Genomic DNA, 15,049 nt, shown 5'->3' with positions numbered 1-15,049 from the left:
GTAGCGGAGTAGCGGCAGCTTTCTCCGCTATTTGCGTATATTAGCACCAAAATACGGATATAATAACGAAAAGCTAATATCATGAAAAAATTATTCCTTATCCTGGGAACGTTTTTACTTTCCCTTAGTACGTATGCAGCTATGAACGTAAACAAAATCGATCCTCCGTTTTGGTATACCAGAATGCAGAATCCCGAACTCCAGCTTATGGTCTACGGTGAAGACATCGGTAACTCTTCTGTTACTGTCAACTATCCCGGTGTTTCTTTGAGCAGCACTGTCAAGCTGGAAAGTCCCAACTACCTGATTGTCTACCTGAGACTGGAGAAAGATGTGAAACCCGGTAAAGTAGCTCTCACTTTTGCACAAGGCAAAAAGAAAATCGTCAAAGAGTATGAACTGAAAGCACGCAGCAAGAAGAGTTGTGAACACAAAGGTTTCGATGCTTCCGACGCCCTCTACCTGTTGATGCCCGACCGTTTCGCAAACGGCAATCCGGACAATGACCAGATTCCCGGCATGGCCGAATATAAAGTAGACCGCAACGATCCGAACGCCCGTCATGGTGGTGACCTTGCAGGTATCGAGCAAAATCTGGATTACTTCTCCGACCTGGGTGTAACTGCCCTTTGGTTCACTCCGGTATTGGAAAACAACATGACCGGTGGTTCGTACCACGGCTATGCTACTACCGATTACTATAAAGTTGATCCGCGTTTCGGCACCAACGAAGAGTATCAGCAACTGATATCCAAATGCCACGACCGTGGCATCAAGATTGTAATGGATATGATCTTCAACCACTGCGGCGTAGAACATCCATGGATTAAAGATATGCCGTCTAAAGACTGGTTCAACAACCCCGACCACGAAAAGAATTTCGTGCAGACTTCTTTCAAGCTGACTCCGCACGTTGACCCTTATACTTCCCAATACGATTTCGACCAGATGAACGACGGTTGGTTTGTTACCGCTATGCCGGACCTTAACCAAAAGAACCCGCACGTATATCGCTACCTCGTACAGAACAGCTTCTGGTGGATTGAGTACGCCAACATCGACGGTATTCGTATGGATACTTATCCGTATGCTGACTATGACGCCATGAGCAACTGGATGAAAGAATTGAATGAAGAATATCCCAACTACAACACCGTAGGTGAAACTTGGGTAACCGAGCCTGCTTACACAGCTTGGTGGCAAATGGACTCCAAGCTCTCCGTTCCGAAGAATAGTAATCTGAAAACCGTTATGGACTTCAGTTTCTTCGATAAGATAAACATTGCCAAGACCGAACAAACAGAGACATGGTTCAAAGGTCTGGACCGTGTATACAACAGTTTCGTATACGACTTCCTCTATCCTAACCCGGCTTCCGTACTGGCATTCATCGAGAATCACGACACCGACCGCTTCTTGGGCGAAGGAGACAACCTGCCAATGCTGAAACAGGCTTCCACCTTGTTGCTCACCACTCGCCGCATTCCTCAGCTTTATTATGGTACGGAAATCATGATGAACGGTGTAAAGAGCAAGAGTGACGGATACGTCCGTAAGGACTTCCCCGGCGGATGGTCTGGCGATACAGAAACCGCATTGACAGCCGCAGGACGCAGCAAGATACAGAACGAATGTTATAACTTCTACAAGACCTTATTGAACTGGCGTAAAGGAAACGATGTTATCGCCAAAGGTAGTATGGTGCAATTCATGGTACAGAATGGTGTTTATGCGTATGCCCGCCAGTACGAAGGTAAAACCGTATTCGTAATGCTGAATGGTACAGATGCCGAAACTACTGTTCCTTTGAAATTCTACAAAGAAATACTGAAAGATTCCAAACAAGGAAAAGATATTCTTAGCGGAAAGACAGTTGCATTCGGTGAATCGCTGACAATGGGACCGAGAGAATCACTGGTGATTGAACTGTAAACAGTATTTTACCAGAAAACAAAAAACGCAGCGATATATGGAGGGCCTGAAAAAGTCCCTTCGCCTTCTTAGTTACTAAATTTATCGGCACATATCCAGTATAAGCCTTGGATATGTGCCGATTTTCTTGTATTTTTTAGATATAAATTCCCTCGGTATGCTGCCGGTGTAGTTAAAGCAAAACAACGAATTAAGTAGTACAAGTTTTATAAGTGCCAACTGATTCCACACGCCACCTCCAGATAATGCACGCGTACACGTTTTAAATAAGCGTCTTCCACTTCACCTGTCAGCAGATTCCTCTTTTCAAAAGTCTGTGTGGCCCGTTCAAAAGGGGAGATATATTTGGCCTCCACTGAGAGATGGATTTTGCGCCAGATGCGCCTCGACAACATAACCGAAGTTTGCAGAGCACTGACAAAACCGCCAGGTTCCACAGAGAATGTCTGGTCATAATCAACCGTACGAACAACATTGGAATTCTTCTCTTTAATATAAAAAAAGGAATCATGTTCCTCTGCCCCAATCAAGTAATACCCCAAGCGCAGTTGTACATCCCATACCGGTTTATTCAGCCGATAGGCGACTCCGAAAGCCATAGAGGGACCCGTGTCGTCATCCAAGTCATAAGCTTTTTCTATGAAATGGTCGTTTTTATAGGGTTTTCTCAAATTATCTCCATTTCCCTCTCGAATCATGAGAGTTGCACCCATAGAAGAAAAGAGTCCCCAGTGCGGAAACACATAGAAAGTATAAGTAAAGTTCGCTGCAGGAACAGGGGAAAGCGATATCCAGGACTTCCCGTTCTGAAAATGACAAGAGACTCCAGTCGTTATGTCAAGCTGATGGCGGGAGATTCTATTTTGTGCCTGCACGTTTGTAATGCCCAGCAGTCCCACTGCCAGCATTGTGATAAATAGGTTTCTCATCTGCCCCTCCTTCATTGCATGGTGATCTCATCTGTTTCTTTGGTAAACTCTTCTCCGCTGCGAGTGGTCACTACGATTTTAAACCGATGTACCCCGGCTTGAGGAAGTATACGCGGTATTTTATAGAAAACAGTCCCATGCGTATAACCGTATTTATAATCTGTCATTTGATCCTTCTGCCACAAAGGGTAATCCATGAAAAGCTCGTTCACATCCGTACCGGCAGGATGGGACTCGTCATAAGCGGTGAGTGAGATAATCTGCACACAGGCAATGGTATCGGTCAGGATATATTCATAATATGTTCCCTCTACAATCTCTTTTTCATATTCAAAGTCCAAGGGTATCCGCAACATATATGCCTGGCGAGATACCACTCCGCCCACCGGAGCAACAGGCACGCTTCCGGCATTATCCAAGTGTTCTACCTCACCTATTCCGGTTAAAGTCACCTGACAGGGAATGTATTCCTCAAATTCCTCACAGCACATTGCCGTACAAAGCAAAAAGAGCAGTGCCAGTAAAATAGATAATTTGTTTTTCATATTTTAATTTTTAGTGATTCAACGGCTTTCCAGTCTTTAAGAAATGCAAGAAATTGTAAAATACTGCATAAGTCAAGCTATAGTTTTGCATATATAAAAAAGGCTGCCCTTTTTCAAGAGCAGCCTTCCATTTATATTCTAACAGACCTGTAGATTATTCAGCCAATTTATTGTCTGAACCCAGCACGTTAAGGATTTTGTGCATGTACAGTTTCTCCATATTGTCGCGAGCCGGACCAAGATACTTACGAGGGTCGAATTCTCCCGGCTTCTCAGCAAATACCTTACGAACAGCAGCAGTCATAGCCAAACGAGAGTCTGAGTCGATGTTGATCTTGCAAACTGCAGATTTAGCAGCTTTACGCAATTCATCTTCAGGAATACCGATAGCAGCTTCCAGCTTGCCACCATATTTGTTGATAGTTTCAACTTCTTCCTGAGGAACTGAAGAAGAACCGTGCAGTACGATGGGGAATCCCGGAAGTTTCTCCATTACAGCATCCAATACTTCGAATGCCAAAGGAGGAGGAACCAAGCGACCTGTAGCCGGATCAACGTGGCACTGTTCGGGTTTGAACTTGTAAGCACCATGAGAAGTACCGATTGAAATAGCCAAAGAGTCACAACCTGTGCGAGTAGCAAAGTCGATAACTTCCTCAGGGTCAGTATAAGTATGGTGTTCAGCAGAAACTTCATCTTCTACACCGGCCAAAACGCCAAGTTCGCCTTCTACAGTTACATCAAACTGATGAGCATATTCAACTACCTTCTTAGTCAAAGCAACGTTTTCTTCGTAAGGCAGGTGAGAACCATCGATCATTACTGAAGAGAAACCAGAATCGATACAGCTCTTGCAAGTCTCGAAAGTATCTCCATGGTCAAGGTGAAGAACAATTTCAGGATGTTTACAGCCTAATTCTTTAGCATATTCCACAGCACCCTGAGCCATGTAACGCAACAGTGTAGCGTTAGCATACTGACGGGCACCCTTAGATACCTGAAGGATTACCGGAGACTTTGTCTCAACTGCAGCTTTGATGATAGCCTGCATCTGTTCCATGTTGTTGAAGTTGAATGCAGGGATTGCATATCCACCCTTGATAGCCTTCGCAAACATTTCTCTTGTATTTACGAGACCCAAATCTTTGTAATTAACCATTTTGTTTAAAGTTTATTGTTAGTGAATAAAAATTCTACGCAAAAGTAGTCATTATCTTTCAAAAGAAAGAACAGGTCGGGAATAAATTATCGCCTGCCACCCGTCAAAACAATTCTCTTTTAAAGCTATTGGATGATTTTAACAGAATATTGTAATCTCTATATTACAAACTCTTTTCATCTGTCGTTCTCATCCGCCTTTTTGCGTATCTCCTTTTATATAACAAAAAAACCGGAAAGCAAGTTTAACTTTCCGGTCTCCATTTACACATTATTATATATACTACTTCTTCAAATAGATGATGGTCGGCAGATGGTCACTGTAACCGTTCAGCCATACACGTCCGCCATGCGTACGCAACGGAGAACCTTTATATTTGCCGTCCTGCTGAATCAGATATTCACGGATAAAGACCTCGTTATGATCGTATTTTAAGCCTTTCTTAGCTTTCAGCAGAGGCTTGGAAATTACAATCTGGTCAAACAAGTTCCACTTACCGCGATAAAGCAGAGTCCCCACACCCTTATCTTCAAGAGTTTCCCACCAGGGATTATAGAATTCGCCTTTCTTCACCTGCTTGGGATATTTGCGTGCACCCAATGCTTCCATACTTTCGTCCATAGGATCATCATTCATATCACCCATGACTACCAGTTTCAGCTTCTTATCCTCACGCATCAGGGAGTCAGTCAGTGCTTTCACCTGTTTGGCAGCATGCACACGTACCGGAGACTTGGCACCGCGGGAAGGCCAGTGGTTCACAATAAAACAAATACGTTCGCCTGCCATCTGTCCGTCTACAATAAGGAAGCCGCGTGTCAGATGCACAGTATCGCCTTCAAAAGGAGTGGAAAGCACCAATTTGGAATTGGTAACAGTGAACTGTGCAGGGTCATATAACAAAGCACAATCGATACCCCGTTTGTCCGGTCCTTCATAATGCACAAACTTATAATTGGAAATAGCCGGCTGGTTTACTAAATCCGTCAATACCCGGTTGTTTTCAGCTTCCGCCACACCGATAACGGCAGGTCCTTCGGGCACCCGGTCGCGCGATACTTCACTCAATACTTTGGCAAGGTTCTTCAACTTGGCCTCATACTTCTGAGCCGTCCAGGTATAACTGCCTGTAGGCAGAAATTCAAGGTCATTCTTGCCTGCATCATGAATTGTATCGAACAGGTTTTCAAGATTATAGAACGCAACACTATACAGATTTCGCTCGTTCTGCTGGGCTCCCGCCGTCGTAACACAGAGCCATAGGGAAAATAGAAAAAGTAGCTTCTTCATGCTGAATATAAATTTTAATACCATGCAAAAATCTGAAATAAAAAGCGATAAACCTATTTTTTCAGGAAACTTTTTTCTAATCCAGAAAAAAGCACTGCCTTTAAACAGGATAGACCACGACTTAAACAAAAATAAATCAGAATTTATTTTGTAGTATCTGCGACTTGCACTATCTTTGCGCTCTGAAAAATGAGACCATTACACTATTTATTACCAAAATAGTAACCGAATATAATAATTAAAAAACAAATATTGAAATGAAAAAAGGTATTCATCCTGAAAATTACCGTCCGGTAGTATTCAAAGATATGTCTAATGGTGACATGTTCTTGTCTCGTTCAACTGTAAATACTAAGGAAACCATCGAGTTCGAAGGTGAAACTTATCCGCTGGTAAAGATGGAAATCTCTAACACTTCTCACCCGTTCTACACTGGTAAATCTACATTGGTAGATACAGCTGGTCGCGTTGATAAGTTCATGAGCCGCTACGGTGACCGTAAGAAGAAATAATTCTGCTTCATGAAAGCAAAAAAGGGAGATTTTGAAAAAAGTCTCCCTTTTTTGCTACCCATAAGTTAAAGGATATAGGAAATTCCCTACTACTTTGTAGGGGAAAAAATAGGAAAGAGAGAAAACTCTTTCCTATTTTTGTATCTATAACTTTGATTACAAGCCAATAATACAAACCATAAACGAATCAATATGAAACGTCTTGTCACTTTCGTCATTCTTGCTGTCATTCTCTCTACAGCAGGATTTGCCGCCAAACAAAAAGATTTGAGCGGTCCGATCGCCATAAAAGGAGAGTTAAAACAAAAGTACGAAAATTATCCGGCCGGTACTCCTGTAGTTATCCGGAGAGTGGTAAAAATGAAATCGACAGATAAAGTTGGTTCCGACATCTTCTATGCTGCCGAAATCAACGGTATGCAAATCGCGGTTCCGGAGGAAGACATGAAAGACATTACTATTTTACCTCCCGAAACCGATCAGGAGTTCTGGCAACAAGTCTACCTGAAACAACATCTATACGAATACTTCAATCAAAATGGATATCATACCAAACTGCGACGGGAAGTAGATGAAGAATGCCGGGACTATCTGTACAAACTGGAAGAGATTAGCTATAATGACGACTTCATCACCTCATATGTACAGAACATCTTTGCCAAACTATCAGCTTCCGGCATTGACCCCAACCGCGATGAGCCATTGAATGTACGTATCATCCAGTCTCCGGAACCGGATGCTTATATGTTGCCAAACGGAACCATGCTCATCAGTACCGGCCTGCTTTGTACTCTTGATTCGGAAGATGAACTTGCCGCTATCATTGCGAGTGAAATGTCGCACTTTGTACTGGACCATCAGATTAATAATATATATCGTGCAGAACGCCGTGCCAAACGGGCTGCATTTTGGGGAACAGTTCTTGCCGTCACCGCCGAAGTAGCGTTGGATGTAGCATATTGGGACGATGACGACACAGCCTTAGGAATAGGCGCCGTTGCCAGTATCGGAAGTATCGCCGCCTTGTTAAATACGAATGTGATCAACCGTTTGGGAATGAAATACAAAAATAACCAGGAATATTCCGCTGACAGAATTGCCCGTGAATTACTGGTATTCAGAGGTATGAACCCCGACGGACTTTCTTCCGCCCTTGCCAAGGTCATCGGATTCTACAATATACAGAATCGCGCAGATAATCTGCTCCGCTATGGCAGTGTCGATAACCTGAGAAAGCGGATAGAAAAGGGGGAGAAAGCAGAGAATCAAAGTAGCCGTCCTTATCTTAAAACAATGTCGGATGTAGTAACTTTCAATGCTGCCATGAACATGGCCGACCAACGCTATGAGGATGCAATACGGTTAATTCAAAAGAATTTAAACAATAACCTTGCTTCAGATCACGACTATGTCATTCTGGTGAAATCGCAAATGGCGCTTTATAATACGGAGAAAGTCAATGAAGAGTGTGCAGCCTTGCTTTGGAAAGCCAGACAACTGGCAGGAGACAGTCCTAATCTGGACATCTATAAACAGGAAATCCTATTGCTGATGCGTATGAACAAACAGTCAAAAGCAGCCAGTACCCTGAAAGAATACCTTGACCTGCTTTCCCGTTATCAGGCACAGGGAGTAGAAGAAGAAGATAAAGAATGGGCCAACAAAGAAATTGGTTGGGCAAACCAACTATTAGATAAAATCAGCAGATTATAGAACACAAACAGGGCGCCCGAATCTTACCCGTTCAGACGCCCTGTTTTTTGAAGTTATTCTATAATTCACTTACGGAACGGGGGACGGACCACTACAGCTTTCAACTTACGTCCGCGCATATCAATGTTAATCTCCGTTCCTACTTTACTGTACTCCGGTTTTACGTATCCCATGCCGATACCAATCTTACGGGTTGGTGACATAGTGCCCGAAGTTACCACACCGATAGCTTCGCCATCCGCACTGAACAGCTCATATCCATGACGGGGAATACCACGATCTACCATCTCAAAGCCTACAAGTTTACGGACAGTGCCTTCCGCCTTCTGTTTCTCTAATGCCGGACGGTTTGTGAAGTTCTTACCTTCCACAAATTTGGTTATCCAGCCTAATCCGGCCTCAATAGGCGAAGTCGTATCATCCAGGTCATTACCATACAAGCAGAATCCCATTTCCAAGCGAAGCGTATCGCGGGCACCCAAGCCAATAGGTTTGATGCCAAACTCCTCACCCGCTTCAAACACAGCATTCCAAATCTTCATAGCAGCTTCAGGATAGAAATAGAGTTCAAAACCTCCTGCACCCGTATAGCCCGTATTGGAAATAATCACATCTTTCTCACCTGCAAACTCACCATGCGTAAAGGTGTAATACGAAAGTGACGACAAGTCAACACTCGTCAGTTTCTGCAGAGCAAGAATGGCCTTCGGTCCCTGCACGGCAAGTTGTGCCATACGGTCGGAAGCATTTTCCAACTCGGCACCTTCTGTGTTATGCGAAACACACCAATTCCAGTCTTTCTCTATATTTGAGGCATTCACTACCAGCAGATACTTTTCCGGTTCATAGTGATAAACCAGTAAATCATCCACAATACCGCCATCCTCATTTGGGAAGCAGGTATATTGCACCTTACCCGGAGTCAGCGCAGCCACATTATTAGAAGTCACTTTCTGAAGAAAAGCCAGCGCATTCGGACCTTTCACCCAGAACTCTCCCATATGGGAAACATCAAACACACCGACAGCATTACACACAGTCAGGTGTTCATCGATGATACCGGAATATTCTATCGGCATATTGTATCCCGCAAACTCGTGCATCTTAGCGCCCAGCGAGATATGTTTTTCAGTAAACGGAGTGGTTTTCATGTTTTAAGGTATTTAAATTATTATTTTGCAGCAACAAGTTCGGCAATCTTCACAATGACATTCATCGCCTTTTCCATATTCTGGATAGGAACAAATTCATATCGTCCGTGGAAGTTCAGCCCTCCGGCAAAAATATTGGGGCAAGGCAGACCTTTGAAAGAAAGCTGCGCGCCGTCCGTACCGCCACGGATAGGTTTTACATTCGGTTTCACACCTACGGCCTCCATTGCGGCAAAAGCCGTATCGATGATATGCATCACAGGCTCAATCTTTTCACGCATATTATAGTATTGGTCACGAAGTTCAAGTTTGGCAGTACCCTCACCATATTCAGCATTGATTTTCTGAACTAATTGTTCTATCTCTTTCTTACGATTTTCAAAACGGGCACGGTCATGGTCACGGATGATATAAGCAACTGTTGTCTGTTCCACATCACCATTAAAGCTGATAAGGTGGTAGAAACCTTCATAACCTTCGGTATGTTCCGGCGTTTCGTGACCGGGCAGCATAGCACAGAAACGGTTGGCTACACGGATCGAGTTGATCATCTTGTTCTTGGCATAACCCGGATGCACATTGCGTCCCTTGAAGGTAATTTTGGCTGATGCCGCATTGAAGTTTTCAAATTCCAACTCACCGGCTTCGCCGCCATCCATTGTATAAGCCCAGTCGCAACCAAACTTCTCTACATCAAATTTATGCGCACCGAGTCCGATTTCCTCATCCGGATTGAAACCGATACGGATTTTACCATGCTTGATTTCAGGATGTTCTTTCAGATATACGATTGCGGAAACAATCTCTGCAATACCCGCTTTATCATCTGCACCCAGCAATGTCTTGCCATTCGTCACAATAAGGTCTTCACCCTTATGATCCAGTAATTCGGGGAACTGTTCGGGAGAAAGCACCACATTCTCTTCTTCGCAAAGTACAATGTCGGAACCGTCATAATTCTGAACGACACGGGGTGATACATCTTTGCCACTCATATCAGGACTGGTGTCCATATGAGCGATAAAGCCTATAGTAGGCAACGGCTTATCAATATTGGCCGGAAGTGTGGCGAACAAATAGCCGTGTTCATCCAACGTTATGTCTTCCAGACCTAAAGATTCTAATTCTTCTTTCAAATACCTGGCAAATACCATCTGCCCCGGAGTACTTGGAGTCACCTCAGTCTCCTCACTGGACTGGGTGTCAAAGCTTACATACTTCAAAAAACGTTCTACTAAAGCCATATTAATAATGTTTTAATGTGATAATATGTCAATGTGCCAATAATGATAACAGTATAAATACCACGCAGCTAATTAGTATATTAGCATATTGCTCACATTAGCACATTATGTTTTGCCGTAAAGGTAAAAAAAGGGGCGTGAATAGCCAAGCAATTCACGCCCCTTTTTACAAAATGTTAGTATTTTGAAGTTACTTAGAAGCAACTGCTACCATCAAAGCAATGTGTACAAACCTTACATTTCGGCAACCCGATAGCCTCAACGAGGGTTTCCAGCGTATTAAACTTCAGACTGGTAAGTCCGAAACGCTCGGCAATGATGCTGACCATCTTCTCATATTCCGGAGAACCGGTAGTTGCATATTTTTCAAGATTCTTATCCGGATCGCCTTCCAATTCAGCGATAATGCGACGGGTAATTAATTCCAAAGGACTTTTTGAAGCTGTAAAACCAACAAACGGACAAGCGTAAATCAACGGTGGACAAGCAATACGGATATGTACCTCTTTTGCGCCATATTCATATAATACTTTCACATTATCACGAAGTTGCGTGCCGCGCACAATCGAGTCATCGCAGAACAGCACCCGCTTGTCCTTCAACATGGCACGGTTCGGTATCAGTTTCATCTTTGCCACCAACGAGCGCATCTCCTGTTTACTGGGAGTGAAGCTACGCGGCCATGTAGGTGTGTACTTGGAAATGGCACGATGATAGGGCACTCCTTTACCTTCAGCATATCCTAACGCCATACCTACACCGGAATCGGGAATACCACATGCACAATCTACCTGAGAGGCATCTTTCTGTCCCATCTTCAATCCGCTGGTAAAGCGCACTTCTTCTACATTACGTCCCTCATAACAAGAGGTGGGAAATCCGTAATATACCCACAGGAACGAACATATCTGCATCTTTTCTTCTGGCTTCCGCAATTGTTCTACTCCATCAGCAGTCATACGTACAATTTCACCCGGACCGAGATAACGGTCTATTTCATAATCCAGATTCGGGAAACTGCTCGACTCACTGGTTGCGGCATATGCACCGTCTTTCCGGCCGATAACAATCGGGGTACGTCCCCACTTATCACGGGCGGCAATGATACTGCCATCTTCCGACAACAGCAACATAGAGCAAGAACCTTTCACACGACGGAATACATTTTCGATGCCTTCTACGAAGTTTCTGCCTTGTATAATAAGTAATGAGATAAGTTCGGTTTGATTGGTATTGCCGGAACTGAGTTCGGCGAAGTGCATGTTTTTGGAAAGTAGTTCCGCTTCTATTTCTTCCAGGTTGACTATTTTGGCTACCGTAACAATGGCGAAGCGTCCGAGGTGGGAGTTGATGATGATAGGTTGAGGGTCCGTGTCACTGATGATTCCTATGCCGGCATTTCCTTTGAATTTGTCCAACTCGTCTTCAAACTTGGTTCGGAAATACGTGCTTTCCAAGTTGTGAATAGATCGCGCAAACATGCCCTCTTCTGCATCATACGTGGCAAGTCCGCCTCGTTTTGTTCCTAAATGTGAATTATAATCTGTTCCGTAAAATAAGTCCGTCACACAGCTCGCTTTAGCGACTGTCCCGAAAAATCCTCCCATAAATTCCTTATATTTATTATTGATTTTAGTATTGACGGGCACAAAGGTACAAAGAAGTTTCTTCTCCGCGTTACTTTCCGACGAGACAATTTCTAAAAAAACTTATTTTTATACATCTTTCCGAACACCGGATTGGACATTTTGTTTAATTCGCAGATAAAGTAATTTATATGGTTCAAGATGGAAAATCTCTGGAAACAGACGAAACGGATGGATTACCATTTCCACGGCGTATATGGGCTGTAGTAGCTGTTGGCTTTGCTCTCTGCATGTCAGTACTCGACATTAATATCAGTACTGTCATCCTCCCTACCCTTTCACATGACTTCGGCACCTCCCCTTCTGTAATCACGTGGATTGTCAATGGTTATCAATTAGCAATCGTCATATCCCTACTTTCATTTTCCGCTTTGGGTGAGATATTCGGATATCGCAAAATATTCCTTTCCGGCATAGCCTGTTTTTGCATAACGTCTCTCATGTGCGCTCTTTCCGATTCATTCTGGACATTGACGGTTGCCCGCGTTTTCCAGGGATTCAGTGCGTCCGCCATCACAAGTGTAAATACGGCTCAGCTCCGCCTTATTTATCCTAAAAAACAGATTGGACGGGGCATGGGTATCAATGCTATGGTAGTTGCCATATCGGCTGCGGCAGGGCCATCAGTTGCCAGTGGTATTTTGTCGATAGCTTCCTGGCACTGGTTATTTGCAATCAATCTACCGTTAGGTATTATTGCGTTGATATTAGGTATCAAATATCTGCCCCGGCGGGAAGAACTCTCCAAACGGAAATTCGATATCATCAGTGCCATTGCCAATGCGGTTACCTTCGGATTACTGATTTATACACTGGATGGTTTCGCTCATCACGAGCGCTACGATTATCTGATAATACAATTAGTGATACTCATCATTGTCGGCACGTATTATGTACGTCACCAGTTAGGCCAGGAATCTCCTCTGTTGCCATTGGATTTACTGAGAATTCCCATATTCAGACTCTCAATATTAACTTCTATCTGCTCGTTCACAGCACAGATGCTGGCTATGATTTCATTACCTTTCTTCCTGCAAAACACGTTGGGACATAGTGAGGTAATGACCGGGTTACTCTTGACTCCCTGGCCTCTTGCCACTCTATTTGCAGCACCGGTTGCCGGTTATCTGGTGGAGCGTATCCATCCGGGAATACTGGGAAGCATCGGCATGGGAATCTTCTGTATCGGGCTTTACTCACTCTCCACTTTGGATGCAGAGTCATCAATTCTTAGTATTTGTCTGCGATTGGCAGTCTGCGGTATCGGCTTCGGACTTTTCCAAACGCCCAATAATAGTACCATCATCGCTTCCGCCCCTACAAAACGCTCCGGTGGAGCCAGTGGGATGTTAGGCATGGCACGGTTAATGGGACAGACTTTGGGGACGACTCTTGTGGCTCTTCTATTTAGTTGGGTGGTGGGAAGTGAGAGTACGGAGGTTTGCTTGATTACGGGAAGTGTATTTGCACTTATTGCGGCGATTGTGAGTAGTTTGAGATTGTCGCAGCCGTCGGTGCTTAAGGAATAAACTACGGTTAATTTCACCGCCGTGAAATTAACCTTAATTATGAAGAGAGACTATCCTAGTTATGTTATACTCATAAAGTTACTTTTTGATCTTCCGGACATAAAGTGGAATAAACAACCATTTCATCATCCCAAAGAAACGTTTTATCAATGGATAATACTCCATATAGTCAGAAATATAATTTTGAAATATTCCGCCACTGACCGATGCTCAATATACTTCATATTATAGCGTATCTTGTCCGGAAGTATCAACTCTACATACGCTTTATCCGCATCCTCTGCTTGCCCTAATATCGTATTCTCATCCACATATTCAATGGACGCATAATCGGTTATTCCAGGACGCACGGACAAAACCCTTCTCTGTTCTTCCGTATATAAATCGACATACTTACGAACCTCCGGACGGGGACCGACCAAACTCATATCACCTTTCAGGACATTAAACAACTGAGGCAATTCATCCAACTTGTATTTACGGATAAAATAACCAATACGGGTAATACGGGGATCACGCCCACCTACCGTTATCAAGCCCTGTTTATCCGAACCAATACGCATTGAACGGAACTTATAGACATAAAAGTCCTTGCCATTAAGCCCGACACGTAATTGCTTATAAAAGCCACCACCTTTACTTTCAAGACGAATGGCAATATACAAAAGCAGGAAAACAGGAAACAAGAACAGGATGCCTAAAAAGGAGAAAAGAATATCAAAGAAGCGAATCATCATTTATCACCGGTCACTTTATCATATGCGGACTTTACAGTCTTAATTATGAAGGATAATTGTTCTTCATCCAGTTGCGGATAAATAGGCAAGGAAATCTCTCCCTTAAAGTTCTCATAGGCTTGAGGATAATCCTTTATATCATATCCTAATGAGTTAAAGAAAGAAAGCATCGGCATCGGGATAAAATGGACATTCACAGCAACTTCGCTTTTGGCTATCTCATCAATCATACGATCACGCTGTTCTTCAGTAAATCCTTTGATACGTAACGCATAGATGTGGTATGAGCTCTCTTTTTCTCCGTCCACAGAAGGTGGCAGAACAACCCAGTCACAATCCGCAAATCCTTTCGAATAGGTGTTGAAGACTCTTTTACGCTCTTTCAGCAGTTCCGGATATTCCCGTATCTGAGCCAAGCCTATAGCCGCATTTACGTCAGCCATATTTATTTTCATTCCCAAACCGACTATGTCGTAACGCCAGCCACCGGCTTTGGATTTAGAAAAAGCGTCTTTAGTCTGACAATTCAGGCTCATCATACGGAGTTCTTTATAAAGTTCCGCATTGTCAAAGGGGGCAGGAAGATTCAGACAGATGGCGCCTCCTTCCGCAGTAGTAACGTTCTTTACAGCATGAAGAGAAAAGATGGCAATATCCGTTTC

13 protein-coding genes are annotated in these 15,049 nt (G+C 43.6%); 4 read left to right on the top strand and 9 right to left on the bottom strand.

Going from position 1 to position 15,049, the window contains the following annotated elements:
* The first annotated feature begins 81 nt into the window (after window positions 1-81).
* Window positions 82-1,932, top strand: coding sequence for a glycoside hydrolase family 13 protein (locus tag BUC01_RS19170; RefSeq protein WP_025832488.1), 1,851 nt, complete (start codon window positions 82-84; stop codon window positions 1,930-1,932).
* Window positions 1,933-2,138: 206 nt separating this feature from the next.
* Here BUC01_RS19170 and BUC01_RS19165 read toward each other — a convergent pair whose 3' ends face one another.
* The 4 genes from BUC01_RS19165 to BUC01_RS19150 all read right to left on the bottom strand — a co-directional run bounded on the left by BUC01_RS19165 (window position 2,139) and on the right by BUC01_RS19150 (window position 5,855).
* Window positions 2,139-2,861: a hypothetical protein gene (locus tag BUC01_RS19165; RefSeq protein WP_025832486.1), complete on the bottom strand. Its 723-nt coding sequence runs from the start codon at window positions 2,859-2,861 to the stop codon at window positions 2,139-2,141.
* Between the two features lie 11 nt (window positions 2,862-2,872).
* Window positions 2,873-3,406, bottom strand: a complete 534-nt coding sequence (locus BUC01_RS19160; RefSeq protein ID WP_025832484.1) for a DUF5034 domain-containing protein — start codon at window positions 3,404-3,406, stop codon at window positions 2,873-2,875.
* A gap of 154 nt (window positions 3,407-3,560) precedes the next feature.
* Window positions 3,561-4,565, bottom strand: a complete 1,005-nt coding sequence (locus BUC01_RS19155; protein ID WP_009128956.1) for a class II fructose-bisphosphate aldolase — start codon at window positions 4,563-4,565, stop codon at window positions 3,561-3,563.
* A gap of 282 nt (window positions 4,566-4,847) precedes the next feature.
* Window positions 4,848-5,855 (bottom strand): endonuclease/exonuclease/phosphatase family protein, encoded by a 1,008-nt coding sequence (locus tag BUC01_RS19150; protein WP_025832482.1) that lies wholly within the window; start codon window positions 5,853-5,855, stop codon window positions 4,848-4,850.
* 257 nt (window positions 5,856-6,112) lie between these two features.
* Between BUC01_RS19150 and BUC01_RS19145 the strand changes: the two genes are divergently transcribed.
* A complete protein-coding gene (locus BUC01_RS19145; RefSeq protein WP_007212861.1) occupies window positions 6,113-6,367 on the top strand; it encodes a type B 50S ribosomal protein L31 in 255 nt (84 codons plus the stop codon).
* Window positions 6,368-6,559: 192 nt separating this feature from the next.
* Window positions 6,560-8,080, top strand: coding sequence for a M48 family metallopeptidase (locus BUC01_RS19140; RefSeq protein ID WP_025832473.1), 1,521 nt, complete (start codon window positions 6,560-6,562; stop codon window positions 8,078-8,080).
* 65 nt (window positions 8,081-8,145) lie between these two features.
* On the opposite strand, the gene gcvT is transcribed toward BUC01_RS19140, so the two are convergent.
* The 3 genes from gcvT to BUC01_RS19125 form a co-directional block, all read right to left on the bottom strand.
* The gene (gcvT, locus tag BUC01_RS19135; protein WP_025832472.1) at window positions 8,146-9,231 is read right to left on the bottom strand and encodes a glycine cleavage system aminomethyltransferase GcvT; all 1,086 of its coding nucleotides are present in this window, start codon (window positions 9,229-9,231) and stop codon (window positions 8,146-8,148) included.
* A gap of 20 nt (window positions 9,232-9,251) precedes the next feature.
* On the bottom strand, window positions 9,252-10,475 hold the full coding sequence (pepT, locus tag BUC01_RS19130) for a peptidase T (protein ID WP_073314546.1): 1,224 nt from the start codon (window positions 10,473-10,475) through the stop codon (window positions 9,252-9,254).
* A 194-nt stretch (window positions 10,476-10,669) separates the two neighbouring features.
* Window positions 10,670-12,082: an amidophosphoribosyltransferase gene (locus tag BUC01_RS19125; protein WP_025832470.1), complete on the bottom strand. Its 1,413-nt coding sequence runs from the start codon at window positions 12,080-12,082 to the stop codon at window positions 10,670-10,672.
* A 170-nt stretch (window positions 12,083-12,252) separates the two neighbouring features.
* Here BUC01_RS19125 and BUC01_RS19120 point away from each other — a divergent pair, with 170 nt between their 5' ends.
* The gene (locus BUC01_RS19120; RefSeq protein ID WP_025832468.1) at window positions 12,253-13,650 is read left to right on the top strand and encodes an MFS transporter; all 1,398 of its coding nucleotides are present in this window, start codon (window positions 12,253-12,255) and stop codon (window positions 13,648-13,650) included.
* A gap of 146 nt (window positions 13,651-13,796) precedes the next feature.
* On the opposite strand, the gene BUC01_RS19115 is transcribed toward BUC01_RS19120, so the two are convergent.
* Complete coding sequence (locus tag BUC01_RS19115) at window positions 13,797-14,384, bottom strand: sugar transferase (RefSeq protein ID WP_025832466.1); 588 nt, start codon at window positions 14,382-14,384, stop codon at window positions 13,797-13,799.
* A partial coding sequence (locus tag BUC01_RS19110) for a DegT/DnrJ/EryC1/StrS family aminotransferase (protein ID WP_175560902.1) occupies window positions 14,384-15,049 on the bottom strand: 666 nt, incomplete at its 5' end. The genes BUC01_RS19110 and BUC01_RS19115, both read right to left, overlap by 1 nt.

Origin of the sequence: Bacteroides stercorirosoris (assembly GCF_900142015.1) — a bacterium.
Lineage (GTDB): Bacteria > Bacteroidota > Bacteroidia > Bacteroidales > Bacteroidaceae > Bacteroides > Bacteroides stercorirosoris.
Note: the sequence above shows the minus strand (reverse complement) of the source record. Positions and strands in the feature narration are given on the sequence as shown.

Coding starts and splice junctions, on each gene's coding strand:
- BUC01_RS19140 (WP_025832473.1), top strand. CDS start 6,560: ATGAAACGTCTTGTCACTTTCGTCATTCTTGCTGTCATTCTCTCTACA.
- BUC01_RS19150 (WP_025832482.1), bottom strand. CDS start 5,855: ATGAAGAAGCTACTTTTTCTATTTTCCCTATGGCTCTGTGTTACGACG.
- BUC01_RS19170 (WP_025832488.1), top strand. CDS start 82: ATGAAAAAATTATTCCTTATCCTGGGAACGTTTTTACTTTCCCTTAGT.
- BUC01_RS19165 (WP_025832486.1), bottom strand. CDS start 2,861: ATGAGAAACCTATTTATCACAATGCTGGCAGTGGGACTGCTGGGCATT.
- BUC01_RS19115 (WP_025832466.1), bottom strand. CDS start 14,384: ATGATTCGCTTCTTTGATATTCTTTTCTCCTTTTTAGGCATCCTGTTC.
- gcvT (WP_025832472.1), bottom strand. CDS start 9,231: ATGAAAACCACTCCGTTTACTGAAAAACATATCTCGCTGGGCGCTAAG.
- BUC01_RS19125 (WP_025832470.1), bottom strand. CDS start 12,082: ATGGGAGGATTTTTCGGGACAGTCGCTAAAGCGAGCTGTGTGACGGAC.
- BUC01_RS19155 (WP_009128956.1), bottom strand. CDS start 4,565: ATGGTTAATTACAAAGATTTGGGTCTCGTAAATACAAGAGAAATGTTT.
- BUC01_RS19160 (WP_025832484.1), bottom strand. CDS start 3,406: ATGAAAAACAAATTATCTATTTTACTGGCACTGCTCTTTTTGCTTTGT.
- BUC01_RS19120 (WP_025832468.1), top strand. CDS start 12,253: ATGGTTCAAGATGGAAAATCTCTGGAAACAGACGAAACGGATGGATTA.
- pepT (WP_073314546.1), bottom strand. CDS start 10,475: ATGGCTTTAGTAGAACGTTTTTTGAAGTATGTAAGCTTTGACACCCAG.
- BUC01_RS19145 (WP_007212861.1), top strand. CDS start 6,113: ATGAAAAAAGGTATTCATCCTGAAAATTACCGTCCGGTAGTATTCAAA.